Origin of the sequence: Micromonospora cabrerizensis (assembly GCF_022230955.1) — a bacterium.
In the GTDB taxonomy this organism is placed as follows: Bacteria; Actinomycetota; Actinomycetes; order Mycobacteriales; family Micromonosporaceae; genus Micromonospora; species Micromonospora cabrerizensis.
Window position 1 is genome coordinate 1 of the sequence record NZ_JAKKFI010000091.1, and the last position, 25,918, is coordinate 25,918.

A 25,918-nucleotide genomic window follows, 5' to 3' on the forward strand; every position below is an offset into this window, starting at 1 on the left:
GCGGGCAGACGCGCCGGACGCGCCGGACGCGGCCGGCACGGGCAGACGCGGCCGGCACGGGCAGACACGGCCGGCACGGGCAGACACGGCCGGCACGGGCGGACGCGGCCGGCACGGGCAGACGCGACCGGCACGGGCAGACGCGGCGGGCCAGGCGGGTGCGGCGGGCTAGGCGGGTGCCTGTTACCTGTGGGGGTAGCGCAAAAAGCGGGGCCCCGGTGGCTCACGCCACCGGGGCCCCGCTCCCTTGCTGCTGGTTATGCCACCTCGTCCGTGGCCGCTGCCGTGGTGCCGGCGGCGGTGCCACCGAGGTCGGCCGGAACGGCGTCCGGAACCTCGACCGGCTTCTCCGCTCCCCGGAAGACGAGCTTCGACTTGTCGATGTCGTTCGGGTCGCCCTCGCAGTCCACCACGACGATCTGACCCGGGGTCAGCTCGTTGAACAGGATCCGCTCGGAGAGGTTGTCCTCGATGTCGCGCTGGATCGTGCGACGAAGCGGACGTGCACCGAGCACCGGGTCGAAGCCCTTCGCCGCCAGGTACTTCTTGGCGTTGTCGGTCAGCTCCAGACCCATGTCCTTGTTGCGCAGCTGGCCCTCGATCCGCTGGATCATGATGTCCACGATCGAGAGGATCTCGGTCTGACGCAGCTGGTGGAAGACGATGGTGTCGTCGATCCGGTTGAGGAACTCAGGCCGGAAGTGCTGCTTGAGCTCGTCGTTGACCTTCTGCTTCATCCGGTCGTAGTTGGACTCGGAGTCCTCCGACGCCTGGAAGCCCAGCGACACCGCCTTGGCGACGTCACGGGTGCCCAGGTTGGTGGTCAGGATGATGACCGTGTTCTTGAAGTCCACGATCCGACCCTGACCGTCGGTGAGCCGACCGTCCTCCAGGATCTGGAGCAGCGTGTTGAACACGTCCGGGTGGGCCTTCTCGATCTCGTCGAAGAGGACCACCGAGAACGGCCGACGCCGCACCTTCTCGGTCAGCTGCCCGCCCTCGTCGTAGCCGACGTAGCCGGGAGGGGCACCCACGAGCCGGGAGACCGTGTAGCGGTCGTGGAACTCGGACATGTCCAGCTGGATGAGGGCATCCTCGCTGCCGAAGAGGAACTCGGCGAGCGCCTTGGACAGCTCGGTCTTACCGACACCGGACGGACCGGCGAAGATGAACGAGCCCGACGGGCGCTTCGGGTCCTTCAGGCCGGCCCGGGTACGCCGGATCGCCTTCGAGACCGCCTTGACCGCGTCCTCCTGGCCGATGACGCGCTTGTGCAGCTCGTCCTCCATGCGCAGCAGGCGTGAGGTCTCCTCCTCGGTCAGCTTGTAGACCGGGATGCCGGTCCAGTTGCCGAGCACCTCGGCGATCTGCTCGTCGTCAACCTCGCTGACGACGTCCAGGTCACCGGCCTTCCACTCCTTCTCCCGCTGAGCCTTCTGACCGAGGAGCTGCTTCTCCTTGTCACGCAGCTGAGCGGCGCGCTCGAAGTCCTGAGCGTCGATCGCGGACTCCTTGTCGCGACGCACCTGGGCGATGCGCTCGTCGAAGTCACGCAGGTCTGGCGGCGCGGTCATCCGACGGATCCGCATCCGGGCACCGGCCTCGTCGATCAGGTCGATCGCCTTGTCCGGCAGGAAGCGGTCGGAAATGTACCGGTCGGCCAGCGTCGCGGCAGCCACGAGAGCGGCGTCGGTGATGCTCACCCGGTGGTGCGCCTCGTAGCGGTCACGCAGGCCCTTGAGGATCTCGATGGTGTGCGCCAGCGACGGCTCACCCACCTGGATCGGCTGGAAGCGGCGCTCGAGAGCGGCGTCCTTCTCCAGGTGCTTGCGGTATTCGTCGAGGGTGGTGGCGCCGATGGTCTGCAGCTCGCCACGGGCCAGCATCGGCTTGAGGATGCTCGCGGCGTCGATCGCGCCCTCGGCGGCACCCGCACCCACCAGGGTGTGGATCTCGTCGATGAACAGGATGATGTCGCCGCGGGTGCGGATCTCCTTGAGCACCTTCTTGAGGCGCTCCTCGAAGTCACCGCGGTAGCGGGAACCGGCGACGAGCGCGCCCAGGTCGAGCGTGTAGAGCTGCTTGTCCTTGAGAGTCTCGGGCACCTCGCCCTTGATGATCTTCTGGGAAAGCCCCTCCACCACGGCGGTCTTACCGACGCCGGGCTCACCGATCAGGACCGGGTTGTTCTTGGTACGGCGGGAGAGCACCTGCATGACCCGCTCGATTTCCTTCTCGCGCCCGATGACCGGGTCGAGCTTGCCCTCGCGGGCGGCCTGAGTCAGGTTGCGGCCGAACTGGTCCAGCACGAGGCTGGTCGACGGCGCGGCCTCACCCGGCGTGGCGCCCGCCGCGGCAGGCTCCTTGCCCTGGTAGCCGGAAAGCAGCTGGATCACCTGCTGGCGGACCCGGTTGAGGTCGGCGCCGAGCTTGACCAGCACCTGGGCGGCAACGCCCTCGCCCTCACGGATCAGCCCGAGCAGGATGTGCTCCGTGCCGATGTAGTTGTGGCCGAGCTGCAGCGCCTCGCGCAGCGACAGCTCCAGCACCTTCTTGGCCCGCGGCGTGAACGGGATGTGCCCGCTCGGCGCCTGCTGGCCCTGGCCGATGATCTCCTCGACCTGCTGGCGGACGCCCTCCAGGGAGATGCCGAGGCTCTCCAGGGCCTTTGCCGCGACGCCTTCGCCTTCGTGGATCAGGCCCAGCAGGATGTGTTCCGTACCGATGTAGTTGTGGTTGAGCATCCGGGCCTCTTCTTGGGCCAGGACGACAACCCGTCGCGCTCGGTCGGTGAACCGCTCGAACATGCCCTCGTGCTCCTCACGTGCCGTGCGCCTTGATGGTCAAGATCTTGGCGGGGCCGGTGCACGAACGTCCGGGACGGGCGTCCGTGCCTCCTTACTCTATCGTCGTTGACCGACTCAGCTGAGGTCGTGTGTCTCTGCTCTGGGTCGGTTCCACGTCGTTTTGGACAACCGTCCGCGCTCAGGAGGTGTTCCGGTAGTCCTGTCGCTACGCGCAGAGCGAAATCCGACTGGCGTGACAGGAGCCCGATCCGGGCTCCGGAAGCGCCGTGGAGGCGCTCCGAGTGGCTCGGAGGGGGTCGACCGGAGGCCGCGACGAACGCCGCGCCCGGCCCTGGGGGAGGTTGTCCACAGGTTGTGGATAGCTGTTCCACTGGTTGTGGACAACGCCGCCCGGCGCCGAATGCTTCCCGGGCCCCAGCCGGACCTCAGCGGATACGGCGACGCCGGCCCGGAGAGGTGCTCCGGCCCGGCGTCGGTGTCGCCTGCGGTGGCACAAGAGCCACCCGGTCGCTGAGGCGATCAGCGCTTCGCGTGGTACTCGTCGACGATCTCCTGCGGGATACGACCCCGGTCCGAGATGTCCTTGCCGGACTTCTTGGCCCACTCGCGGATCGCCTTGTTCTGCTCACGATCGGCGGTCGCGCCACCGCGACCGCGGGCGGCACGCCCACCGATCACGACGCCGCCGCGACCGACCTTGGTGCCAGCGCCCACGTACGAGGCAAAAGCGTCGCGCAATTTAGCGGCGTTGGCCTTCGACAGGTCGATCTCGTACTGAACGCCGTCGAGCGCGAACTTGACGGTCTCGTCAGCGTCCCCGCCGTCCAGGTCATCGACCAGCTTGTGAATGATCTGCTTGGCCACGTCCCACATTCCTTTCGAGCAGGGCACTCCTGCTTAACGAGAGCACAATAACCCGCGCGCCGCTCGCCGCGTCAATAGGATGCCGTTACGGCCCGGCGTGAGCCGGGCCCGACTACTCGGGTCGGACCAACGGGAAGAGGATCGTTTCCCGAATTCCGAGCCCGGTCAGGGCCATCAACAGCCGGTCGATTCCCATTCCCATACCGCCGGCCGGCGGCATTCCATACTCCATCGCCCGGAGAAAGTCCTCGTCGAGACGCATCGCCTCGTCGTCGCCGCGGGCCGCCAGCTGCGCCTGGGCCACCAGCCGCTCGCGCTGCACCACCGGGTCGACCAGCTCCGAGTACCCGGTGCCCAGCTCGAAACCGAGCACGTAGAGGTCCCACTTCTCGGCCAGGCCCGGCTCGCTGCGGTGGGCCCGGGTGAGCGGGCTGGTCTCCTCCGGGTAGTCGCGCACGAAGGTGGGCGCCACAAGGCCGGGAACGACCAGCTCCTCGAACAGTTCCTCGGCCAGCTTGCCCGGCCCCCACTTGGGGTCGACGGCCAATCCCACCTTGTCGGCGTACTCGACCAGGCGGGAACGTTCGGTGCGGACCGTGACCTCCTCGCCCAGCGCTTCGGAAAGCACGCCGAAGAGCGTCACCGACTGCCACTCGCCGCCCAGGTCGAACTCCCGACCGTCGGCGTGGGTCACCACCGTCGAACCGCTGACCGCGATCGCGGCCTGTTGCACGAGATTGCGGGTCAGCTCGCCGATCGTGTCGTAGTCGCCGTAGGCCTGGTACGTCTCCAGCATCGCGAACTCGGGCGAGTGCGAAGAGTCGACACCCTCATTACGGAAGTTGCGGTTGATCTCGAAGACGCGGTCGACGCCACCGACCACAGCGCGCTTGAGAAACAGTTCCGGCGCGATTCGCAGATACAGATCGGTGTTCAACGCATTGCTGTGGGTCACGAACGGTCGGGCCGCCGCGCCACCATGCAGCAGTTGCAACATCGGCGTTTCCACCTCGATGAAGCCCTGCCCGTGCAGTGAATCGCGCAGACTGCGTACGGCGGCGGCCCGGGTGCGGACCATCTCCCGTGCCTGCGGCCGGACGATCAGGTCGACGTAGCGCTGCCGGACGCGCGCCTCCTCGGAGAGCGGCTTGTGCGCCACCGGCAGTGGACGCAGCGCCTTGGCGGTCATCTCCCATTCCTGGGCCAGCACCGACAGCTCACCCCGGCGGCTGGTGATCACCTCACCGGTGACGCCGACGTGGTCGCCGAGGTCGACCAGGCGCTTCCAGGCCTCCAGTCGCTCCGGGCCGACCCGGTCCAGCGAGAGCATCGCCTGCAACTCGGTGCCGTCGCCGTCCCGGAGGGTCGCGAAGCAGAGCTTCCCCGTGTTGCGTACGAAGATCACCCGACCGGTGACCGCGACCTGGTCACCGGTTGCGGTGTCGGTCGGCAGGTCGGCGTAGCGCTCCCGGACCTGGGCCAGGGTGGTCGTGCGGGAGAAACCGACCGGGTAGGGCTCGACGCCCTCGGCGAGCATCCGGTCCCGCTTCTCCCGGCGGACCTTCATCTGCTCGGGAAGGTCGTCGGCGGGGTCCACTGGCACGGGGTTCTGCTCGCTCACGGCACGCTTCCTCGTCACGGAGATACAGGGGGTCAGGCCCGAGCGTACTCAAGCGCTCAGGGGGCCGTTACCGGATAACCTGCCCGGCATGGCGGATCACACCCAGGCTCTCTCATTCGGTGCGGCGGCAGCAGACTACGACCGGTTTCGACCCCGTTATCCGGACGTGGCCGTGCGGTGGGCGCTGGACGGGCTGACGAGTCCCGCCCGCATCGTCGACCTGGGCGCGGGCACGGGCATCCTGACCCGCGGCGTGCTCGCCCTGGGCCACGAGGTGACCCCCGTGGAGCCCGACCCCGACATGCGCGCCCAACTGGCAGCCGCGACCCCGGGGCTCACGGCGCTGGCCGGCAACGCGGAGTCCGTGCCCCTGCCCGACGAGGTCGCGGACGCAGTGGTGGTGGGACAGGCGTACCACTGGTTCGACCGGGAGCCGGCGCACGTCGAGATCGCGCGCGTGCTGCGGCCCGGTGGGACGTTCGCCCCGATCTGGAACATGCGGGACGATCGGGTGGACTGGGTCGCCGAGCTGGGCCGGATCGCGCACCTGGGGGACAACGCCGGCAACGTGTTCGAGAGGTACACCGACTTCGGCCCCGCGTTCGAGCCGATCGAGCTGGGCGAGTTCAGCCACCACACCACGCTCACGCCGGAGGAGGTCGTCGCGATGCTGCACACCCGCTCGTACTGGCTCACCGCCCCGGCCGAACGGCGGGCAACGGTCGACCAGGAGCTGCGAAAGCTCCTGGCCACCCACCCCGACCTGGCCGGCCGCGAGACCGTCGAGCTGCCGTACCGCACGATCGTCCTGCGGGCCCGGCGGCGCTGACACCCCGCGCGGCCACCGCCGCCGGCGTGGCCGGTCAGAGGTTGCGCTCGTAGACCATCCGCAGGCCGATCAGCGTGATCATCGGCTCGTGGTGGGTGATGCTGCGGCACTCGTTGATCACCAGGGAGGCGAGGCCGCCGGTGGCGATCACCGCCCGCACCTCGCCCAGCTCCTCGGTCATCCGCTCGACGATCCGGTCCACCTGACCGGCGAAGCCGAAGTACAGGCCGGCCTGGAGGCATTCCACGGTGTTCTTGCCGATCACCGAGCGAGGCTTCGTGGCCTCGACCTTGCGCAGCTGGGCGGCCCGGGCGGCCAGCGCGTCGAACGAGATCTCGATGCCCGGGGCGAACGCGCCGCCGAGGAACTCGCCCCGACCGCTGATCACGTCGAAGTTGGTGGTGGTGCCGAAGTCCACCACGATCGACGGCCCGCCGTAGAGGGTGTACGCCGCCAGGGTATTCACCACCCGGTCGGCGCCCACCTCCTTCGGGTTGTCGATCGCCAACTGCACCCCGGTCCGCACCCCGGGCTCGACGACGACACTCGGCAGGTCGGCGTAGTAACGGCCGAGCATGGTGCGCAGCGACCGCAGCGCCGCCGGCACCGTGGAGCAGGCGGCCACGCCGGTGATCTCGACGTTGTCCCCGGCGAGCAGGCCCCGGAACATCAGGCCCAACTCGTCCGCCGTCGAGCGGGCATCGGTCTTGATCCGCCAGGAGTGCACCAGCTTGTCGCCGTCGAAGGTCGCCAGCACGGTGTTGGTGTTTCCGATGTCGATGCAGAGCAGCACGCACGCAGCCTAGACAACTACTGCGTGCGCAGGTCCAGCGCGATGTCCAGGATCGGCGAGGAGTGGGTCAACGCGCCCACCGAGAGGAAGTCGACGCCGGTCGCCGCGTAGCGGGCCGCGACCTCCAGGGTCAGGCCGCCGGTCGCCTCCAGCTCGGCCCGGTCACCCACCGCGGCCACCGCCTGGGCCAACAGCTCGGGGGACATGTTGTCGCAGAGCAGGAAGTCCGCCCCGGCCTCCACCGCCTCCACGGCCTCTTCGACTCCTGTCACCTCGACCTGCACCGGAACCTCCGGGAATGCCTCCCGAACCCGCCGGTACGCCGCCGTGATGCTTCCGGCCGCCAGCTTGTGGTTGTCCTTGATCATGGCCACGTCGTAGAGGCCCATCCGCTTGTTGGTGCCCCCGCCGGCGCGCACCGCGTACTTCTCCAGCGCCCGCAGGCCCGGCGTCGTCTTGCGGGTGTCCAGCACCATCGCCTTCGTGCCGGCCAGGGCGTCGGCCCAGGCACGGGTGTGGGTGGCCACCCCGGACATCCGGCAGAGCAGGTTGAGCGCCGTCCGCTCGGCCGTGAGCAGCAGCCGGGTCGGGCCGGTCACCGTGGCCAGCACGTCGCCGCGGGCCACCCGCTCGCCGTCGCGGGCCAGCACCGACACCTCGACGGTACGACCGAAGCCCGTCACCTCGCCCACCAGCTCGAACACGGCGGCGGCCACGGCCGTCCCGGCCAACACCCCGTCCGCGCGGGCCACCAGGTCGGCAGTGTTGGTCTGCTCCGCCGGAATGGTGGCCACGCTGGTGACGTCGAGGAAATCAGGGCCCAGGTCCTCGACCAGCGCGGTCTCGATCACCCGACGTACCTGCGCCGGATCCAGACCGGCCGCCCGCAGCGCCGCCTCCGTCGACTCCATCAGTGCCGTCTCCGTTCGCGACTGCGGGGCTCGCAACACCGGCTCACTCCTCGCGCTCACTGGGCCGTCTCCGTTCGCGACTGCGGGGCTCGCAACACCGGCTCACTCCTCGCGCTCACTGTGAATTCCCCTCCCACTGGTGCGTCACCCGGCCCTGCGCCCCGACCGACCCGACCAGGTGGCCGAGCCACCGCTCGTCGGCCGTCGGGAAGTCCTCCCGCCAGTGGCAACCCCGGGTCTCACCACGGGCGTACGCGGCAGCGACCAGCGTCGACGCCACGGTGAGCAGGTTCGTGGCCTCCCAGTCGGCGGTCCGCGGCCGGCCCCGGGCCGCGCCCAGCTCGGTCAGCGTCCCGGCCGTCTCCGCCAGCGTCGCCGCGGACCGGAGCACCCCGGCTCCCCGGGTCATCGCCCGTTGCAGGGTCGGCGTCACCTCTGCGGGCAGCACCCAGCCCGCACCACCACGCCAGGCGCCGGTGTCGGCCGGCTGAATTTGCTCGGGCAGGCCGGCCGCGATGTCCTCGGCGATCCGCCGGGAGAAGACCAGACCCTCCAGCAGCGAGTTGCTGGCCAGCCGGTTCGCGCCGTGCACGCCCGTGCAGGCCACCTCGCCGCACGCGTACAGGCCCGGGATGGAGGTCCGGCCACGCAGGTCGGTGCGGACACCGCCGGAGGCGTAGTGGGCGGCCGGCGCCACCGGGATCAGGTCGGTCGCCGGGTCCACGCCGATCGCCAGGCAGGACGCCACGATGGTGGGGAACCGGCCGGCGAGGAAGTCCCCGCCCAGGTGCCGAGCGTCGAGGAAGACGTGGTCCGCGCCGGAGGCCAGCAACACCCGGTGGATGCCCTTGGCCACCACGTCCCGGGGGGCCAGCTCGGCCAGCTCGTGTTGACCGACCATGAACCGCTTGCCGTCCGCGTCCACGAGGTACGCGCCCTCGCCGCGCAGCGCCTCGGAGACCAGCGGTTGCTGTGCGTGCCCGGCACCGGGCACCCCCGCGCCGGGCGGGGTGATCAGGGCGGTCGGGTGGAACTGGACGAACTCGACGTCGGTCACCGCCGCGCCGGCACGCATCGCCAGCGCCACCCCGTCCCCGGTGGAGACCGCCGGGTTGGTGGTGGCCGAGAAGATCTGGCCCATCCCGCCGGTGGCGAGCACCACCGCCCGGGCCAGCAGCGCGCCGACGCCGTCCTCGCTGCCCTCGCCGAGCACGTGCAGGGTGATCCCGCAGGCCGGGCCGAGCCCGTCCGGGCCGTCGCCCGGGGCGCGCAGCAGGTCCAGCACCAGGGCGTGCTCGACCATCCGGATCCACGGGTCGCGCTGCACGGCTGCGTGCAGGGCACGCTGAACCTCGGCGCCGGTCGCGTCCCCACCCGCGTGCACGATCCGGTCTGCCCGGTGCCCGCCCTCACGGGTCAGCATCAACGAACCGTCGGGGTGGCGGTCGAACTCGGCGCCGATCCGCATCAGTTCCCGCAGCCGGGTCGGGCCCTCGTCGACCAGCACCCGGACCGCCGCCGGGTCGCAGAGCCCGACTCCCGCGATCTCGGTGTCCCGGGCGTGCGCCGCCGGGGTGTCGGTCGGGTCGAGCACGGCGGCGATGCCACCCTGCGCCCATCGGGTCGAGCCGTCGTCGATGTTGACCTTGGTGACGACCGTGACGTGCAGGCCCGCCTCACGCAGGTGCAGCGCCGCGGTCAACCCGGCCACCCCGGAGCCCACCACGATCACGTCGGTGGTCTCGACCCAGCCGGGCGCGGGCGCGGCCAACAACGCGGGCAGGGCCGGCAGGTCGACGGTCGGAACGTCCATCCTCCCAGTCAACCCGAACCGTCCTCGCTCGGGGCGGCGGGGGCGGGACGAGTGTTTTCGGCTACCCCGTCCGGCGCCGCGCCGGCCGTCAGCCTGTGGTCACTTCGTCCGGACCGGAAGGCCGGCCGGACCCGCGCCCTTCAGCGAGGCGGTCACCGTACGGTCGCTGAGCCACAGGTAGCAGCGGACGCCCCGGTCACCGACCCGCCACCGCCCCGCGCCCGGTGGACGGACCACCACACCGCTGCGGAAGCTCAGATCGGCGTCGTCCGGCACGCCCACGTACCGGCCGAGGACGCTGCGACAGCCGTCGTACAGCGGGGACCAGTCGCTGTCCCGCGTCGGGTACGCCGTGTCCGGCGCGCGCCACACCCCGACGAACTCGGCGTCGTGCTGCTTGCCGCACTCCACCGGCGCCAGCGTCTGCACCCGGCTGGCGGTGCGGCCGGTCTGCTGGCAGCCCAACCGCAGCCCCGAGGGCCCCTTCAACGTGTCCCGCAGGCTGCCGGACCGGACGACCACGGTGGCCGCCGCCTCGACGGTGGTCAGCTCGGTCAGATCGCACCGGAACCAGCGGGAGCCAGCCGCCCAGCCCGGCCCGGAGGGCAACGCCACGGACAGCCGCAGCCGACCGACCTGCCATTCGTCGCCCACGTAGCCGGTCGCGCGGGTGTCGCACTCGGCGAAAGCGCCCCGCAGCTCCGCCGAGCCACCCGCCGGGGCGCTCGCCCGCTCGACGGGGAACGCCCCCACGTGCACGGTCTCCACCCGGTGCGGGCCCGCGCAGTCAACCGGCTCGTAGGTGGCCAGGGTGACCACCTCGGTGAAGTCGGCGGCCTGACACACGCCGGCTGCCGGGGTGAACGCCGACGGTGGCCGCAGGGCAGCCCAGTCGTCGGTCAGGTCACCATCCAGGCCACCCGAGCCGGCACAGCCGACCAGCAACGATGCCGTCACGGCAGCGGCGAACAGGGTCGTCATGGCACTGCGCATATAGCGGCCTCCCCCAGCCACCCGCCGGCTTACGCCAGCGCGCCAAGGGTAACCGGAAATGACCTTCCGGTGACAGACCGGAATCGGGTCGCTCGGGGTCAGACGGCGGACACGGCCAACGGACTGGGCACCGGGTCACCGGCCATGCCGGGTGCCACGCCGGCCGGGTCGGCGCCCAACTCGATCACCCGGTTGTCGGCGTCCACGTGCACCACCCGCGGCCGGTACGACCGGGCCTCGGCGTCGTCCATCTGCCCGTACGAGATCAGGATGACCAGGTCACCGGGGTGCACCAGGTGCGCGGCGGCACCGTTGATGCCGATCACGCCGCTGCCTCGCTCACCCGGGATCACGTACGTCTCCAGTCGGGCGCCGTTGGTGATGTCCACGATCGCCACCTGCTCGCCGGGGAGCAGGTCGGCGGCGTCGAGCAGATCCTCGTCCACTGTCACGGAACCGACGTAGTGCAGGTCGGCCTGGGTCACGGTGGCTCGGTGGATCTTCGACTTGAGCATGGTCCGGAACATCGGGGTGGCCTTTCGCGGATGGTGGAGGGTGGCGGCCGGGTCAGGGACGCGGGGCGAGATGGATGGCCGCGTTGTCGATCAACCGGGTGGCACCCACCCAGGCGGCGATCACCAGCCGGGCCGGCCCGGACACCGGCCCCGGCTCCAGCTCGGGGTCGGTGAGCACCAGGTAGTCGAGGCGGGCACCGGGCTCACCGGCACCGAAGGCGGCGTGCGCGGCGGTCAGCACCGCCCCCGCGTCGCGGCCGTCGTCGGCGGCCCGCGCACCGGCCCGCAGCGCGGCGGACAGGCTCAGCGCGGCGGCCCGCTCCGACTCGCTCAGGTAGCGGTTGCGGCTCGACAGCGCCAACCCGTCCGACTCCCGGACGGTCGGCACGCCGACCACCTCGACCGGCACGTCCAGGTCCCGCGTCATCCGCCGGACCAGGGTCAGTTGCTGGTAGTCCTTCTCACCGAAGAACGTCAGGTCCGGCCGGGTGAGCTGGAGCAGCTTCAACACCACGGTGAGCACGCCGTGGAAGAAGCCGGGACGGCTGGCACCCTCCAGCTCCGCGCCGAGCGGGCCCGGGTCGAGGCGTACGCGGGGCTGGCCGTCCGGGTACATGTCGGCGACCGACGGGGCGAAGACCAGGTCGGCGCCCGCCCGGCGGCACACCTCCAGGTCCGAGTCGAGGGTGCGCGGGTAGCGGTCGAAGTCCTCGTTCGGCCCGAACTGCAACGGGTTCACGAAGATCGTCACCAGCACGTGGTCGGCCTGTTCCCGGGCCGCGCGCAGCAACGTCTCGTGCCCGGAGTGCAGCGCGCCCATGGTCATCACCACCCCGACCGTGCCCTTCAGGGCGGCCCGGGCCTCGGCCAGCTCCGCGCGCGTGTGCACGAGCTGCGTCATGGCTGCACCTCGACTCGCGGCTGCGGGGCTCGCAGGATCGGCTCACTGCTCGCGCTCACGCGGCCACCTCCCGACCGTTGTCGGCGAGTACGCCCAGCAGCGACTGCGCGTCCACCGGCCGGAGCCGGCCGGCGGCAATCGCCCGGTCGGCGGTACGCCGGGCCAACGCCAGGTACGTGGGGACTGACTCCGGCGCGGTGGCGGCCAACCGGGCCAGGTGCCGCGCGACGGTGCCCGCGTCACCCCGGGAGACCGGGCCGGTCAGGGCGTCGTCGCCGAGCCGCAGCGCGTTCTCCAGGGCGGCGCGCAGCAGCGGGGCGAGCACCTTCTCCGGCCGGTCCACCCCGGCGTCGCGCAGCCGGTCGGCCGCCTCGTTGACCAGGGTCACCAGGTGGTTCGCGCCGTGGGCCAGCGCGGCGTGGTAGAGCGGGCGGTCCGACTCGGCCACCCACTCGGGCACACCGCCCAGGTCGGCGACCAGCCGGGCGGCCAGTGGACGCAGCCCGGCCGGGGCGGTCACCCCGTACGAGATGCCGGCCAGCCGGGTCAGGTCGTCCGGCGTACCGGTGAAGGTCATCGCGGGGTGCAGGGCGAGCGGCCGGGCACCGACCTCGGCCGCCGGCGCCAGGACGGAGAGGCCGTGCGCGCCGGAGGTGTGCGCGACCACCTGGCCGGGGCGCAGCGCACCCCGGTCGGCGAGGTCGGCCACCACACCGGCCAGGGCGTCGTCGGGCACCGCGATCAGCAGCAGGTCGGTGGCGGCGTGGGCCACGGCGGCGACCGGGCGGCGCGGCACCTCGGGCAGCAGCAGCGCCAACCGGGCGCGGCTGGCCCCGGAGCCACCGGCGACGGCGACCGCCCGATGCCCGGCGGCGGTGAGTGCGGCGCCCAGCACGGCTCCGACGCGGCCGGCACCGATGACACCGACGGTCAGCAGACGGGGGGCGGCGGAGGCGCCGAGTACGGCGCGGTCCCGCGATGCGGCGGGCCCGTGTGGGGCGGCCGGACGCGGGCGCAACGGTGCGCTCATGACGACGATCCAGTCCTCGAGGAGGGGTACCGGTCGATCGCAAGTATGCGCCCGCCCCGCCGAACCAGGACAAGCATGTGTGAAAACCTTCACCACCGAAACAAGGGTCCCCTGCCGGCGCGTCCGATTGCACGACAGACCCCTATCAAGGGGAGGAATATCCCCATTTGCGTCCTCCGGGGCGTTCCGGCTGCCCTCGTAACCGCTGACCGTAGGGTCGGCACCGTGATGCACGCTGAACCAGAGGTGATCTGATGCCGATCCGGTGGCGGGACGCGATGAGTCGAGCCCTCTACGGTCCGAACGGCTTCTTCGTCGCCGGCACCGGACCGGCCGACCACTTCCGGACCAGCGTGCACGCCTCCCCCGCCTTCGCCATGGCGCTGCTGCGGCTGATCTACGACGTCGACGCTGCTCTCGGCCACCCGTCCCGGCTCGACGTGGTCGACGTGGGGGCTGGGCGCGGGGAGCTGCTCCGCACTCTGCTGCTGACTGTGGGAGACGCCGCCGGGCTTGCGGTGGGGGTTTCCGGGGAGCCCACCCGCTCCGGGCGGTCAGGCTTGATCCCTGCGCGGGCGGGCTCCCCGGAAACCCTGACTCCCACGGCCTCCGCCCGTCCGCTGGGCGACGAGCCGTCGTCCGGCCCGGTCCGCCCGTCGCTCGCGCAACGCGTCCGCTTAACAGCAGTCGAGTACGCGAGCCGCCCCGAGAACCTGCCCGAAGAGATCACCTGGACGTCTGAGATCCCTGCTGAGATCAACGGGGTGTTGCTGGCAACCGAGTGGTTGGACAACGTCCCACTCGACGTGGCGGTGCACACCGCCGACGGCTGGCGATACGTGCTGGTCGACCCCGAAAGCGGCGCGGAGACGCTCGGGGAGCCGGTCAGCCCGGCCGATCTCGACTGGCTCACCACCTGGTGGCCGGGCTGCCCGGAAACCCCCCACAGCGACCACCTGCGAGCCGAGATCGGCCGAAGCAGGGACAAAGCCTGGGCGAGCGCCGTGCTGAAGGTCGAGCGGGGCTTGGCATTGGCCGTGGACTACGGGCATCTACGGGAGCGACGGCCCGTGGACGGGACGATGACCGGGTATCGGGGTGGGCGACAGGTGCCCCCGGTGCCGGACGGGTCGAGTGACGTGACGGCGCACGTCGCCATGGACTCGGTCGCCTCCGCCGGTGCGGCGGTCGCCCGGTGTGCGTACTCCCTGGTCTCTCAGCGGGAGGCGCTGCGGGCGCTCGGGGCCGACGGCGGCCGACCGCCGCTCAGCCTGGCCGGCACCGACCCGGCGGGGTACGTGCGGGCGTTGGCCGCGGCGTCGGCGGTGGCCGAGCTGACCGACCCGGCCGGGCTCGGCGGGCACTGGTGGCTGCGCCAACCGGTCGGCATCCCGCACGAGCCGGCCGTGGCACGATGACGGGCATGACCACCGACGCCGGGGACCTCCGTGAACTGACCGTCGGCACCGGGGCCGGGCTGGTCGCCGGCACCGGCGACCAGCAGCTCGGCACCGACATGGTGTTGAACATCGGCCCGCAGCACCCCTCCACGCACGGTGTGCTGCGGCTGAAGCTGGTGCTCGACGGCGAGCGGGTGGTCGCCTGCGAACCGATCATCGGTTACATGCACCGGGGCGCGGAGAAGCTGTTCGAGGTGCGTGACTACCGGCAGATCATCGTGCTGGCGAACCGGCACGACTGGCTGTCGGCGTTCTCCAACGAGCTGGGTGTGGTGCTCGCGGTGGAACGCCTGATGGGCATGGAGGTGCCGGAGCGGGCCACCTGGCTGCGGATGGCGCTCGCGGAGCTGAACCGGGTGCTCAACCACCTGATGTTCCTCGGCTCGTACCCGCTGGAGATCGGGGCGATCACGCCGATCTTCTACGCCTTCCGGGAGCGGGAGACGATCCAGGCCGTGATGGAGGAGGTCTCCGGCGGCCGGATCCACTACATGTTCAACCGGGTGGGCGGCCTCAAGGAAGAGGTGCCGTACGGCTGGACCGGTCGGGCCCGCGCGGCGATCGGTGAGGTACGCCGGCGGTTGCCCGACCTGGACCACCTGATCCGGCGCAACGAGATCTTCCTGGCCCGGACGGTGGGCGTGGGCGTGCTGTCCGCCGCGGACGCCGCCGCGTTCGGGGCGTCCGGGCCGGTCGCCCGCGCCTCCGGGCTCGACCTGGACCTGCGCCGCGACGACCCCTACCTGGCGTACGACGAGCTGGACGTGCCGGTGGTCACCCGCACCGCCGGCGACTGCCACGCGCGCTTCGAGGTGCTGCTGGACCAGGTGTACGCGTCGCTCGACCTCGCCGAGCAGTGCCTCAACCGGGTGGACCAGCTGACCGGGCCGATCAACACCCGGCTACCGAAGGTACTCAAGGCGCCGGAGGGGCACACGTACGCCTGGACGGAGAACCCGCTCGGCATCAACGGCTACTACCTGGTGTCCCGGGGTGAGAAGACGCCGTGGCGGTTGAAGTTGCGCACCGCCTCGTACGCGAACGTGCAGGCGCTGGCCACCCTGCTCCCCGGCTGCCTGGTGCCGGACCTGATCGCGATCCTCGGCTCGATGTTCTTCGTGGTCGGCGACATCGACAAGTGAGCCGGGCCGCCTGAGGTGTCAGCGCCAGCGGTCACCGGGTGGGGTGCCGCCGGCACGCGGTACGTCGTCCTGGGGCGGGTAGCCGTAGCGCTCGTCGACCCGGCGCCGACCGGCCCGTTCCGGGGCGGGTTCGGCCTGGTGGCCGCGCTGGCGTGGTGGACGCCACTCGTCCGGCACCGGGACGCCACCCACCGGCAGTGCCGGCCGGTCCGCCGGCTCGGCCCGGTGGTACGACTCGCGCTCCTCGTGCCGACGCGGCCCGTCATAGCCTCGTGGCTCCTCATGGCGGCGCGGCTCGTCGTGCGGACGCGGCCCGTCATAGCCTCGTGGCTCCTCATGGCGGCGCGGCTCGTCGTGCGGACGCGGCCCGTCATAGCCTCGTGGCTCCTCATAGCCTCGTGGCTCCTCATGGCGGCGCGGCTCCTCATGGCGCACCTCGGCCCAGCGGTCGGCCACCCGGTATTCGGTGCCGGTGGCGTCGGCGTGCACCTCGGCCCGGCGCTCGCCGACCCGCAGCTCACGGCCGTTCTCGTCGTCACGGACGGCGGCCCACCGGTCACCGGCCCGCAACTGCGACCAGTACTCGCCGGTGTCGTCGGCCCGCAGAGGCGGCCCGGGCTGCGGCGCGGCACCAGCCCGATCGCGCTGCTCGGACCAGCCACGATCGTCCGGGCGGTCCCAGGAGGGCGGGTCGGGCCTCTCCGGGGTGCGGTGCGACCGGGCCGGGCCGGGCTCGTCGGGCTGGGCGTACGCGTCGCGCGGATCGGTCCACTCCGACTCGTCGCGGGCCGCGGGCTGGGCACCCCAGGAGCGGTTGTCGGGACGGGGCCGGTCGTCGCCGGGGCGAAGCCGGTCGTCGCCGTAGCCGGTTCCGGGGCGCTCCTCCGGCTCGCCCCTCGACCGACCGGCCGCGCGGGGATGCTCGTCCGCGCCGGCACCTCGACTCCACTCCTGCGCCGGCGGGGTCCACTGGCCCGCGTACCCGCCGCCGTAGCGCCCAGCCGGCTCGCCCGGCCCGCCGTCCACCACCGTGTGCCTGGTGGTGACGTGCACGGTCTCGGTGTGGCGGACCACGCCGCCCGGCCGGTGCGCCGGTTCGGGGCGGTCGTGCTCCCGGGGGCGGGCTGAGCCGTACGCGGCGGCGGCCGGCCGTTCCCCGCCGTACGTCCCGGGGGCGGCTGGCGGCGCCACGGCCTCCCGTGGGTACGCCGGCTCGTCGTCGTCCCGGTGCTCGGAGCGACCCCGACGGGGTGCGTCGTCCGGGCCCGCGACCCGGGCGCGGCCCGCGGGCGCGTCGCCCGGCGCCTGGACCCGGCTACGGGCCACCGGCACGTCGTCGACAGGTGGCTCGACGGCTGGCACCCGCGCCCGCCCGGTACCTGCGGGCTCGGCAGCGGGGCCGGCACCGGCGAGGGCTGCACCGCTGGCGTCGAGACGTCGGCGGACCGCGACGATCCCCTCCTGAGCCCGCTGCGCCTGGTCGAGCGCCTGGTTGCCGCGCTGCGCGGCGGCCACGATCTCGGCGCGCAACTCCCGGCGGAGTTCCTCGATCTCATCCAGCAGCTCGTCGGCTCGTGCCGAGGCGCCCTCCGCGTCGGGACGCAACGCGATGGAGAGACCGATCAGCACCACCGCGAGGATCGCGAGCACCGCGGCGAAGCGCAGCGGGCCGTTGCCGTCGGCGACGAGCAGGATCAGCGCCGCCACCGGCGCCAGAGCGACGCCCGCCCAGAAGAGCATGGTCAACAGCGGTGGTTGACGTCGGGCGTCAGGGGTGGCCGGGGCTGGCATGGATGTGCAGCCTACCGAGGAGATTCGCCGGAGGGAACGGGGTCCCCGGACGCACGGACGCCCCCGCCCGGTCGGGGCGGGGGCGTCCTCAGCGCCTCGATTGAGGTCAGCTCGTGGCGAAGGCGCCGTCCGAGGAGAAGATCAGGCCCACGCTGATCGAACCGTCGCGCAGACCGCTCTTGGTCAGCGGGCCGCCCTGGTCCAGCGAGGAGAACTTGCCCACCGACAGCCCGTACGTCTTCTCCAGGCCCGGCTTGCAGAACGGGCGCTGCTCGCACTCCGGCGGGCCGCCCAGCACGGTCGCGCTGCCGGAGCACTTCGCGGCCAACTCGGACAGGGTCCGCACGCCGTACTTGTCGGCGAAGGCCTGGGTCACCGCGAAGGCGTTCTGGTCCTGCGCGGCGGCCGGGGTGCCGAAGGTGAGGCCGGCCTTGTCGCCCTCGGCCTTGAGCGCGGTCACCGTCGTGTTGATGTCGGGCGAGGAGATCGGCTGCGCGTTGGCGCCATTGGCCTTGGTGTTGAGGAACTCGGCCATGGTCGCCGCGTACTCCGGGACGACCTGGATCTCGCCCTTCTCCAGGGCCGGGGCGTACAGCTCGCGGTTGCCGATCTGCTGCACCTTGACCTGGTAGCCGGCGGCGCTGAGCGCGATTCGGTACAGCTCGCCCAGGATCTGACTCTCGGCGAAGTTGCCGGCGCCCACCGTGATGTCGCCGCCCGGGCCCTTGGCGATGCCCGCGGTGAGGTTGTTCGCGCCGGCGAACTCCTCCGCCGCCACCTTGGGGGTCTTGCGGTCCTCGTTGACGGCCTTGTTGAGCTGGATCAGCTTCGGGGTGTCGAGGGCGGCGGAGACCTTGTCCAGTGCGGCGATCAGCTGCGGGTTGGCCGCCTTGCTGTTGACCGCGGGAATGACGTTGTCGGAGTTCTGGAGCTTCTTGTCGTCCTGCAGAGCGATGAGCTGCTGACCGGCGACCGGGGCGCACCCGGCGCCGGAGGCGCTCGTCTGGGGTGCGTCGGTGCCGGACGAGCCGGCCCCACCGCATCCGGTGAGGAGTGCTGCCCCGGCGACGACGCCGACAGCGCCGATCGCCAGACGTGAACCTGCGCGCATGTGCCCGCCTTCCGTGTCCCGGCGCGGCCCGTCCCGGGCCGGCCGCGTGTCCGACGGGCGATCCTGACTGTCGGCCGCCCGCGAATGTCCACCCAACATGCTCCGGAACCGACCGACAACTTGGGATGGACTTCGTCACCCCATCGTCACCGATTTGACGGGCGTGGGTCGCCAGCTCGACGCGGGCTCACCCGGAAGGGTCAGGCCCTCCCGGTGGCGTCGGCGGCCCGGGGCCGACCGAGGCGCTGCCGCCCGCGCCGCAACGGCTTGGGGGTGACCAGCCGTTCGACGCCACCGAGGACCACCTCGGCCAGCAGCGCGAGCCCGGCCACCAGCACACCGCCGGCGACGATCTGCCCGCCGCCGGCCGCGATACCGATACCGAAGCCGGTCCGGATGATCTGGCCCAGGCCGCCGCCGTTGACGAAGGAGGCCAGCGCCGCGGTCGCGATCACCTGGACCGCCGCGGTGCGAAAGCCGGCCGCCAGGTAGGGCACCGCGAGAGGCAGCTCCACCCGGCGCAGCAGCTGCCCGCCGGACAGGCCCATCCCCCGGGCGGCGTCGCGGGCCTCCGGGTCCACCTGCCGCACCCCGGTGTACGCGTTGGCCAGCAGCGGCGGTACGGCGAAGACCGCCAGTGCCACCACGACCGGCGTACGCCCGAAGCCGCTGGCGAAGACCACCGGCAGGATGGTCAGCAGCGCCAGGGTGGGGATGGCCAGGGTGGCGTTGGAGATCAGCACCACGAGGCCGCCACCTCGACCGAGGTGCCCCAACCAGAGCCCGAGCGGCCAGGCCACCAGGCAGCCGAGCGCCACCGCCATCGCCGAGATCGTCAGGTGCTCACCGAGGCGGTCCAGCATGCCGCCGGGGTTGGTCCAGTTGAGTGGGTCGTTGATCCAGGTGATCGCCTGGCCGATCGGGTTCTCCGCGACGGTCACCGTGCCCTCCGTGCGGACCAGGGAGTCACCAGTCGGGCGACCAGGATGAGCAGCAGGTCGAGCACGACCGCGAGCGCCACGCAGAGCAGCGCGGCGGTCATGATCTCAGCCTTGTAGAGGTTGTTCTGAAAACCGGCGAAGATCAACTGCCCGAGACCGCCGTGCCCGACCAGCACCCCGACTGTGACCAACGCCACGGTCGAGACGGTCGCCAACCGTACGCCGGTGACGATGCCTGGCAGGGCCAGCGGCAGATCGATCCGGAACAGCCGCCCCCAGCGGCCGTATCCCATGCCCTCGGCGGCCTCGCCGACCTCCGGAGGCACCTGGTTGAGCCCGGCCACCACGTTGCGCACGATCAGCAGCAACGCGTAGAGGACCAGCCCGACCAGCACGGTGGTCGTCCCGGTGCCCAGGTAGGGCGCGATGAACGCGAAGAGCGCCAGTGACGGGATGGTGTAGACCACCCCGCTGACGGCGAGGATCGGGCCGGCGAGCGGACGGAACCAGTACGCCAGTACGGACAACGGCAGGGCGATCAGCACCGCGAACAGCACCGCTCGCCCGGTGAGGGAGGCGTGTTCACGCACCGCGGCGAGGATCGTGTCAGAGTTGTCCCGCACGTACTGCCAGGAGAACCAGGGGTTACCCGGGTCGGCCCGGTAGCTCAGGCGGAAGGACATACGTGGACGTTACCCCGGAGGTCGCCGACGTGGCCGAATCCCCTCGCGCGGCGCCGATCCGCCTACAGGGCATCCAGAAGCGCTACCCGAACGGCACCGAGGCCGTCCGGGACCTCAGCCTGGACGTCCGTGCCGGCGAGCTGGTGGTGCTGATCGGCCCGTCCGGCTGCGGCAAGTCGACAGTGCTGCGCATGATCAATCGCCTGATCGAGCCGACCACCGGCCGGATCCTGCTCGGCGACGAGGACGTCACCGACGTCGACCCGGTCCGACTGCGCCGCCGGATCGGCTACGTGATCCAGAACGTCGGCCTCTTTCCACACCAGACGGTGCGGGCCAACGTGGCCACCGTGCCGGGTCTGCTGCGATGGCCCAAGGGCCAGACCCGGGCACGGGTCGACGAGCTGCTCGACCTCGTCGGACTGGACCCGGCCGAGTTCGGCGGTCGCTACCCACACGAGCTGTCCGGCGGCCAGCGGCAGCGCGTCGGGGTGGCGCGCGCCCTCGCCGCCGACCCGGTGGTGCTGCTGATGGACGAGCCGTTCTCGGCCGTCGACCCGATCGTGCGGGCACGCCTCCAGGAGGAGTTCCTCCGCCTTCAGGCCGAGGTCCGCAAGACGATCGTGCTGGTCACCCACGACCTCGACGAGGCCGTCCGGCTCGGCGACCGGATCGCGGTCCTCTCCGCGGGCGGGCACCTGGAGCAGTACGACACGCCGGCCGCGTTGCTCGGCGCACCCGCCACCCCGTTCGTACGCGAGTTCGTCGGCGCCGACCGGGGCATCCGCCGGCTGGCGGTCACCCCACTCGACCGGGAGTCGCTGGAACCCGTACCGGGGGACGTCGCGGCGGACCTGCCGAGCGTCACGCTGGACGGCTCCGCGTACGACGCGCTGGCGGTGCTGCTCACCTCGGGACAGGACCAGCTCGTGGTGACCGACGGCGGCCGACCGGTGGGCACGCTCAGCCGGCAGCGACTGCTCGACCTCGGCCGCCCGGCCAACTGACCCGATGGCGACCGGGCTGCCGCAGCCGGCGGCCCGGTCCCGCTGCCGGTTCGCGGGGAGTCGGCTCAGGTCCAGGTGACCGCCGGTCCTCCGGACGACCGCGCCGACCAGCTCAGGCGCGACCGCCGAGGCTGGCGGTGCCGATGATCCACCCGGTGAGGAAGCCGTAGCCGGCACCGGTGCTGGCATCCTGCAGGGCGCCCAGCATCGACGGGGTCGGCCCGAGCAGCGCCGCGAGCACGGCGGCGAGCCCGCCGGCCAGCACGTACGCGGCCCAGCCGGAGAAGAACTGGCTGACCGAGCCGGGCACCCGGGCCACCTGGGCGGCGGGCAGCAGGTAGAGCAGGCCCACCGCGAGGACCACCAGGAGCACAGCCCGCACGTCGGCGGCGAACAACCCACCGGCCTGCCCGTCCGCGTCCAGCCGCCAGGCCGGCCACGCGAGCAGGCGCACGTAGAAGGCGGCGGCCGAGTCCGGGTCGGTCTGCGTACCGGCCCAGCCGGTGAACGCCGGGCTGCCACAGATGCCGACCAGCAGCAGCACGGCGAGCGCACCGGTGCCGGCCGCCGTGCCGTAACGGCCGACCGGGCCGGAGCGGTGCATGAGCGACGTGATCCGCCCAGGCCCCGAGCCGGTCGCCCGCGCCGGCCTGGGCTGCCCCGAGCGGCTCAGTGCTTCATCAGGTAGTCGATGAAGGCGGCCCGCAGCAGAGGCGCGGACTCCTCGTAACCGTGACCGGTCAGCTCCCGCCACAGGGCGTTGGCCTCGTCGATCGTCGGGCCGATCGAGTTCGGTGCGCCGTCCAGCACCGTGGCCTCGTCCGCGTTCGGCAGACGCCGCAGCACCGACCAGTAGAACTTGACGTCGCGACGCTCCCGGGCCAGGGCGAACGCCCGCTCCCGCAGCTCCTCGGTGGACAACGCGTCGAGTTCCTCGAACGAGGTTCCGCCGGGGGCGGCGGCAGGTGTGTCGGTCATGTCGCCGAGCCTAACGGTCGAGATCAGCCCCGGCTCGGCGGACGCGACGCGGCTCACCGCTCGTCGGTGTCCCACCGACGTGGGCTGTCCTCCCAGCGCGGATCCCGCCACGGGTCGACCGGTTGGGGCGCGGCGGGAGTCGGCAGCGTCGGGGGCCAGTTGTCGACCGGCTGTGACTGCGGCATGGTCCAGCCCGTGCTGATCGTGCCGTCGCCGACCGGCTCGGGCCGGTCGGTGCTGCCCGGTCGTGGCCGCCCGAACGTCTCGACCAGCCGGGTGACCAGCAGACCCACGCCGAGCGCCACCCCGCCGACCGCCCAGTTGCTCAGCGTCCAGCCACGCTCCGGCGCATAGGTCTGGAAGAGGACGACCACTCCGACCGCCAGCACCGTGCCGAACACCCCGCCCCGACGGCCGTACGCGCTGGTGCCGGCGAGCAGGGTCACGCCCACCGCCAGCACCGTCCAGTCCAGGCCCGAGGTGGGCGCGACCGCGTCGAGGCCGTTGGCGGCGAACAGCACGCCGGCGAGGGCGGCCAGCACGCTGGAACCGACCAACGCGACAGCGGTGACCACGGCGGCCAACGTGCCCCGCCGACGGGCCGGATCGGCGATCGGTCGGTACCGGCCCGCCAGTCGGCGAACAGCCCGGGTGGCACCCAGCAGCCCGCCGAGGATGGCCACCGCGGCGAAGCCGGCGATGAGGTACCCGGCGTTGCGACCGGGGTCGTAGTCGCCCTGCACCAGCACGGGCGCCGACCGGCGTTCGATGAACACCACCACACCGGCCGCGCCGGCCAGGCTGGCAGCCCAACCGGGCACGTGCAGCACCACCACGGCCAGCGCCAACGCGAGCCCGCCCAGCGCGGCCACGCCCACGGCCGGGCCGACCGACGCCGGCAGGCCCCGATCGCCCTGCTCGGCGTAGTGCAGGGCGGCGGCGAGCGCGATCGGCCCGACAGCCAGGTTCGGTGCCGCCGTCCGCAGGCTCAGCCCGGCAGCGAGGGCGAGCAACCCCAGCCCGACCGCGGCGACCAGCAACGTCCGCAGGTTGTCGCCGCGCAGAGCGGCCGAGTCTTCCTGCCAGAGCAGCCAGCCCAGGGCCGCCAGCCCGGCCAGCAGCAGGAACTCCCATCCCAGGTGCACGCCGATCCGATCCCGGCCGGGCTCTCCATGGGTGGGGTCGTCGAAGACGTTCTCCAGAACGGCGGCGGGCACCCCGGACGAGGGTTCCGCCGACCGGTCCCGGCCCGCTTCTTCGTACCCCATGACGCCGCCTCCCCAGTGGCCGGCCGTCCCCGGTCCGGCGCGCGGACGAACCGTGGGCGGCCCTTGCTCCCCGATCGCAGGCACCGTACCCGCGCCCGCAGCCGGGCGTAACCCCCTGCTCAGCGCTGGCCGGGGCGGCTCTCCCATGGGTCCTGCTCGTTCTCGTCGTCCGGGCGTTCGGGCACCCGGCAGGAGCGCTCCAGCCACAGCGCGGCACCGACCAGAGCCAGCGAGGCGAGCAGCCCCCCGCCCGCCGCCGGCCGGTCGTCGAGGGCGGCGCGGGTGGTCTCCACGAAGAGCCAACCCGTGAGCCCCGCGTAGAAGCCCGCGAAGATGGAGGCCGCCAGTGCCGACGCCTTGGCCAGCACCACGAAGCGGGCGACCAGCAGCGGGTTGACCGGCTCCCGGCCGGGCTTGCGCTCGATCCGGCCCCGGGTGTTGATCGCGGCGTACGCCTCGAGCACGGCAAGCCCGGCCAGCGTCACCACCGGCAGCCAGGGCAGCTGGGGAATGCCGCTGTAGTAGAGAGTGCTGATCAACAGCCAGGCCACCGCCGCCGCGGCCAGGCCGGCCACGAGCAGGGTCGAGATCCGGGTGGGGCCCATCCGGGACCGGTCCGGGCCCGACCCGCCCGGTGGTGGGGACTTCGCCTGCGTCATGCCGGCCGGCTCCGCTCGGTCATGCCGTCGACTCTAACGCCAACTCCGGCCGAGGACGCAGTTCCAGCGCCTCGTCCGCAGCGGGGCCGGTGGTCAGGAGGTCGGTCAACCAACCGTGACCGGGCAGCCGGCCGTACGGCTGGATGTCGATCCATGGTCGCAGCACGAAGGCGCGCAGGTGCGCGCGTGGGTGCGGCAGGGTCAGCTCCGGGTCGTCGCTGAGCACCGGTTCGTCGTCGTCGCCCCAGACGGCGATCACGTCCACGTCCAGGGTGCGTGGCCCGAACCGCCGCTGCGGGTCACGCACGCGACCGGCCGCGCGCTCCGCGTCGCGGGCCCGTTCCAGCCAGTCGCGCGGGGTCGCGCTCTCGTCCTGGGCCAGCAGCACCGCATTGAGGTACGCGGGCTGGTCGGCATCGCCCCACGGTGGAGTCTCGTACACCCCGGACAGCACGAGTACGGCGTCGCCGAGCGTGGCGACAGCCGTGCGCAGGTGCTCCAGGCGGTCGCCCAGGTTGCTGCCGAGCGACAGCACGGCCCGGGTCACCGGGCACGCGCCCGGGTCATGGTGACGGCCACGTCGGTGAAGGTGTGCGGCACCGGGGCCTCTGGTTTGTGCACGGTGATCGTGGCGGTGTCGACCCGCTCGTCGGCCAGACAGACCGTGAGGAGCCGATCCGCGAGGGTCTCGATCAGGTTGACCGGCTCGCCGGTCACCACGGCGACCAGGCGTTCGGCCAACTCGCCGTAGTGGACGGTGTCGGTGACGTCGTCGCTGGCAGCGGCCGGGGCGAGGTCCAGTTCGAGGACGGCGTCGACCACGAAGTCCTGCCCCTGTGCCCGCTCGAAGTCGTACACCCCGTGTCGGCCGCGGGCCCGCAGGCCGGTCAGCTGGATCCGGTCCGTCGTCACCGTTGCACCTCCTGCCTGTCGTCGTGGTGCGCGCCGGCCAGGCGCGGGCTGCCGGTCGCGGCCCAGACGGCGAGCGCGTCGGCGGTGGCCCGCACGTCGTGCACGCGTACGCCCCAGGCGCCCGCGGCGACCGCCAGCACGCTGGTGGCCACGGTGGCCGCCTCCCGCTCGGCGGTCGGCCGCGGGGTGCCGTCGGGGGCGGCCAGCAGCCCACCGAGGTACGACTTGCGGCTGGCCCCGAAGAGCAGCGGGTAGCCGAGGTCCAGCAGCTCCGGCAGTCGGGCGCTGAGCTCCCAGTTGTGTGCGGCCGTCTTGGCGAAGCCGAGGCCGGGGTCGACGACGAGACGGTCGGCGGCCACCCCGGCGGCCAGCGCCGCGTCGACGCGCTGGGCCAGCTCGGCTCGGACGTCGGCCACCACGTCGGTGTAGCTGGCCAGCTCGCGCATCGTGCGGGAGTGCCCCCGCCAGTGCATCAACACCCAGGGGCAGTGCGCGTCGCGGACCACCCGGGCCATGTCCGGGTCGGCGAGCCCGCCGGAGACGTCGTTGACCACCGCCGCACCGGCGGCCAGGGCGGCTTCCGCCACCCGCGCCCGGCTGGTGTCGATGCTGACCACGACGCCGGCTGCGGTCAGCTCACGGATGACCGGCAGGACCCGGGCGACCTCGGTCGCGGCGTCGATCCGCTCCGCGCCCGGACGGGTCGACTCGCCGCCGATGTCGACCAGGTGCGCGCCAGCGTCGCGCAGACGGACGCCGTGTCCGACGGCCGCGTCGAGGTCGGCGTACCGTCCGCCGTCGGAGAAGGAGTCCGGTGTGACGTTGAGGACGCCCATCACCACCGGGCCCGGAGCCCGCACCAGATCGGTCACGACTGCACGGTACCGGT

Annotated in this window: 25 protein-coding genes; 4 read left to right on the top strand and 21 right to left on the bottom strand. The window is 72.2% G+C overall.

The window, feature by feature from the left end:
• Positions 1-257 precede the first annotated feature (257 nt).
• From LADH09A_RS24720 to lysS, 3 genes are all read right to left on the bottom strand, one after another.
• Complete coding sequence (locus tag LADH09A_RS24720; protein ID WP_238647879.1) at positions 258-2,807, bottom strand: ATP-dependent Clp protease ATP-binding subunit; 2,550 nt, start codon at positions 2,805-2,807, stop codon at positions 258-260.
• A 519-nt stretch (positions 2,808-3,326) separates the two neighbouring features.
• Positions 3,327-3,671 carry a histone-like nucleoid-structuring protein Lsr2 gene (locus LADH09A_RS24725; protein ID WP_145778616.1) on the bottom strand — a complete coding sequence of 115 codons (345 nt, stop codon included), beginning with the start codon at positions 3,669-3,671 and terminating at the stop codon, positions 3,327-3,329.
• A gap of 112 nt (positions 3,672-3,783) precedes the next feature.
• Complete coding sequence (gene lysS, locus LADH09A_RS24730) at positions 3,784-5,292, bottom strand: lysine--tRNA ligase (RefSeq protein WP_238647880.1); 1,509 nt, start codon at positions 5,290-5,292, stop codon at positions 3,784-3,786.
• Positions 5,293-5,380: 88 nt separating this feature from the next.
• Between lysS and LADH09A_RS24735 the strand changes: the two genes are divergently transcribed.
• Complete coding sequence (locus tag LADH09A_RS24735) at positions 5,381-6,121, top strand: class I SAM-dependent methyltransferase (protein ID WP_238647881.1); 741 nt, start codon at positions 5,381-5,383, stop codon at positions 6,119-6,121.
• 34 nt (positions 6,122-6,155) lie between these two features.
• On the opposite strand, the gene LADH09A_RS24740 is transcribed toward LADH09A_RS24735, so the two are convergent.
• From LADH09A_RS24740 to LADH09A_RS24770, 7 genes are all read right to left on the bottom strand, one after another.
• Positions 6,156-6,914: a type III pantothenate kinase gene (locus tag LADH09A_RS24740; RefSeq protein ID WP_238647882.1), complete on the bottom strand. Its 759-nt coding sequence runs from the start codon at positions 6,912-6,914 to the stop codon at positions 6,156-6,158.
• A 17-nt stretch (positions 6,915-6,931) separates the two neighbouring features.
• The gene (gene nadC / locus LADH09A_RS24745; protein ID WP_372492345.1) at positions 6,932-7,825 is read right to left on the bottom strand and encodes a carboxylating nicotinate-nucleotide diphosphorylase; all 894 of its coding nucleotides are present in this window, start codon (positions 7,823-7,825) and stop codon (positions 6,932-6,934) included.
• 115 nt (positions 7,826-7,940) lie between these two features.
• Positions 7,941-9,638, bottom strand: a complete 1,698-nt coding sequence (locus LADH09A_RS24750; protein WP_238647884.1) for an L-aspartate oxidase — start codon at positions 9,636-9,638, stop codon at positions 7,941-7,943.
• Between the two features lie 99 nt (positions 9,639-9,737).
• Positions 9,738-10,631 (bottom strand): septum formation family protein, encoded by an 894-nt coding sequence (locus LADH09A_RS24755; RefSeq protein WP_238647885.1) that lies wholly within the window; start codon positions 10,629-10,631, stop codon positions 9,738-9,740.
• A 98-nt stretch (positions 10,632-10,729) separates the two neighbouring features.
• A complete protein-coding gene (panD, locus tag LADH09A_RS24760; RefSeq protein WP_088950520.1) occupies positions 10,730-11,158 on the bottom strand; it encodes an aspartate 1-decarboxylase in 429 nt (142 codons plus the stop codon).
• Positions 11,159-11,198: 40 nt separating this feature from the next.
• The gene (gene panC / locus LADH09A_RS24765; RefSeq protein ID WP_238647886.1) at positions 11,199-12,047 is read right to left on the bottom strand and encodes a pantoate--beta-alanine ligase; all 849 of its coding nucleotides are present in this window, start codon (positions 12,045-12,047) and stop codon (positions 11,199-11,201) included.
• A 55-nt stretch (positions 12,048-12,102) separates the two neighbouring features.
• Positions 12,103-13,077: a Rossmann-like and DUF2520 domain-containing protein gene (locus LADH09A_RS24770; protein WP_238647887.1), complete on the bottom strand. Its 975-nt coding sequence runs from the start codon at positions 13,075-13,077 to the stop codon at positions 12,103-12,105.
• A 254-nt stretch (positions 13,078-13,331) separates the two neighbouring features.
• Between LADH09A_RS24770 and LADH09A_RS24775 the strand changes: the two genes are divergently transcribed.
• On the top strand, positions 13,332-14,495 hold the full coding sequence (locus LADH09A_RS24775; protein ID WP_238647888.1) for an SAM-dependent methyltransferase: 1,164 nt from the start codon (positions 13,332-13,334) through the stop codon (positions 14,493-14,495).
• Entirely contained in the window at positions 14,492-15,679 is a 1,188-nt protein-coding gene (locus LADH09A_RS24780) for an NADH-quinone oxidoreductase subunit D (RefSeq protein WP_172862124.1), read from the top strand. Before LADH09A_RS24775 ends, LADH09A_RS24780 begins: the two co-directional genes overlap by 4 nt.
• 18 nt (positions 15,680-15,697) lie before the next feature.
• On the opposite strand, the gene LADH09A_RS24785 is transcribed toward LADH09A_RS24780, so the two are convergent.
• The 4 genes from LADH09A_RS24785 to LADH09A_RS24800 form a co-directional block, all read right to left on the bottom strand.
• Entirely contained in the window at positions 15,698-17,470 is a 1,773-nt protein-coding gene (locus LADH09A_RS24785) for a hypothetical protein (protein ID WP_238647889.1), read from the bottom strand.
• A gap of 106 nt (positions 17,471-17,576) precedes the next feature.
• Positions 17,577-18,581, bottom strand: coding sequence for a glycine betaine ABC transporter substrate-binding protein (locus LADH09A_RS24790; protein ID WP_238647890.1), 1,005 nt, complete (start codon positions 18,579-18,581; stop codon positions 17,577-17,579).
• 200 nt (positions 18,582-18,781) lie between these two features.
• A complete protein-coding gene (locus tag LADH09A_RS24795; protein WP_238647892.1) occupies positions 18,782-19,522 on the bottom strand; it encodes an ABC transporter permease in 741 nt (246 codons plus the stop codon).
• Entirely contained in the window at positions 19,519-20,205 is a 687-nt protein-coding gene (locus LADH09A_RS24800) for an ABC transporter permease (protein ID WP_238647894.1), read from the bottom strand. The genes LADH09A_RS24795 and LADH09A_RS24800 overlap by 4 nt, the downstream gene beginning before the upstream one ends.
• A 2-nt stretch (positions 20,206-20,207) precedes the next feature.
• Here LADH09A_RS24800 and LADH09A_RS24805 point away from each other — a divergent pair, with 2 nt between their 5' ends.
• On the top strand, positions 20,208-21,212 hold the full coding sequence (locus LADH09A_RS24805; RefSeq protein WP_372492346.1) for an ABC transporter ATP-binding protein: 1,005 nt from the start codon (positions 20,208-20,210) through the stop codon (positions 21,210-21,212).
• Between the two features lie 112 nt (positions 21,213-21,324).
• Here LADH09A_RS24805 and LADH09A_RS24810 read toward each other — a convergent pair whose 3' ends face one another.
• The 7 genes from LADH09A_RS24810 to folP all read right to left on the bottom strand — a co-directional run bounded on the left by LADH09A_RS24810 (position 21,325) and on the right by folP (position 25,901).
• Positions 21,325-21,816, bottom strand: coding sequence for a hypothetical protein (locus LADH09A_RS24810; RefSeq protein WP_238647895.1), 492 nt, complete (start codon positions 21,814-21,816; stop codon positions 21,325-21,327).
• A gap of 65 nt (positions 21,817-21,881) precedes the next feature.
• Positions 21,882-22,190, bottom strand: a complete 309-nt coding sequence (locus tag LADH09A_RS24815; protein WP_238647896.1) for a hypothetical protein — start codon at positions 22,188-22,190, stop codon at positions 21,882-21,884.
• A gap of 53 nt (positions 22,191-22,243) precedes the next feature.
• Positions 22,244-23,458, bottom strand: a complete 1,215-nt coding sequence (locus LADH09A_RS24820; protein ID WP_238647897.1) for an ABC transporter permease — start codon at positions 23,456-23,458, stop codon at positions 22,244-22,246.
• A 119-nt stretch (positions 23,459-23,577) separates the two neighbouring features.
• Positions 23,578-24,117, bottom strand: coding sequence for a DUF3180 domain-containing protein (locus LADH09A_RS24825; protein ID WP_238647898.1), 540 nt, complete (start codon positions 24,115-24,117; stop codon positions 23,578-23,580).
• A 19-nt stretch (positions 24,118-24,136) separates the two neighbouring features.
• Positions 24,137-24,664 (bottom strand): 2-amino-4-hydroxy-6-hydroxymethyldihydropteridine diphosphokinase, encoded by a 528-nt coding sequence (folK, locus tag LADH09A_RS24830; RefSeq protein WP_238647899.1) that lies wholly within the window; start codon positions 24,662-24,664, stop codon positions 24,137-24,139.
• The gene (gene folB / locus LADH09A_RS24835; RefSeq protein WP_238647900.1) at positions 24,661-25,029 is read right to left on the bottom strand and encodes a dihydroneopterin aldolase; all 369 of its coding nucleotides are present in this window, start codon (positions 25,027-25,029) and stop codon (positions 24,661-24,663) included. Before folB ends, folK begins: the two co-directional genes overlap by 4 nt.
• Positions 25,026-25,901, bottom strand: a complete 876-nt coding sequence (gene folP, locus LADH09A_RS24840; RefSeq protein WP_238647901.1) for a dihydropteroate synthase — start codon at positions 25,899-25,901, stop codon at positions 25,026-25,028. Before folP ends, folB begins: the two co-directional genes overlap by 4 nt.
• Positions 25,902-25,918: the final 17 nt, after the last annotated feature.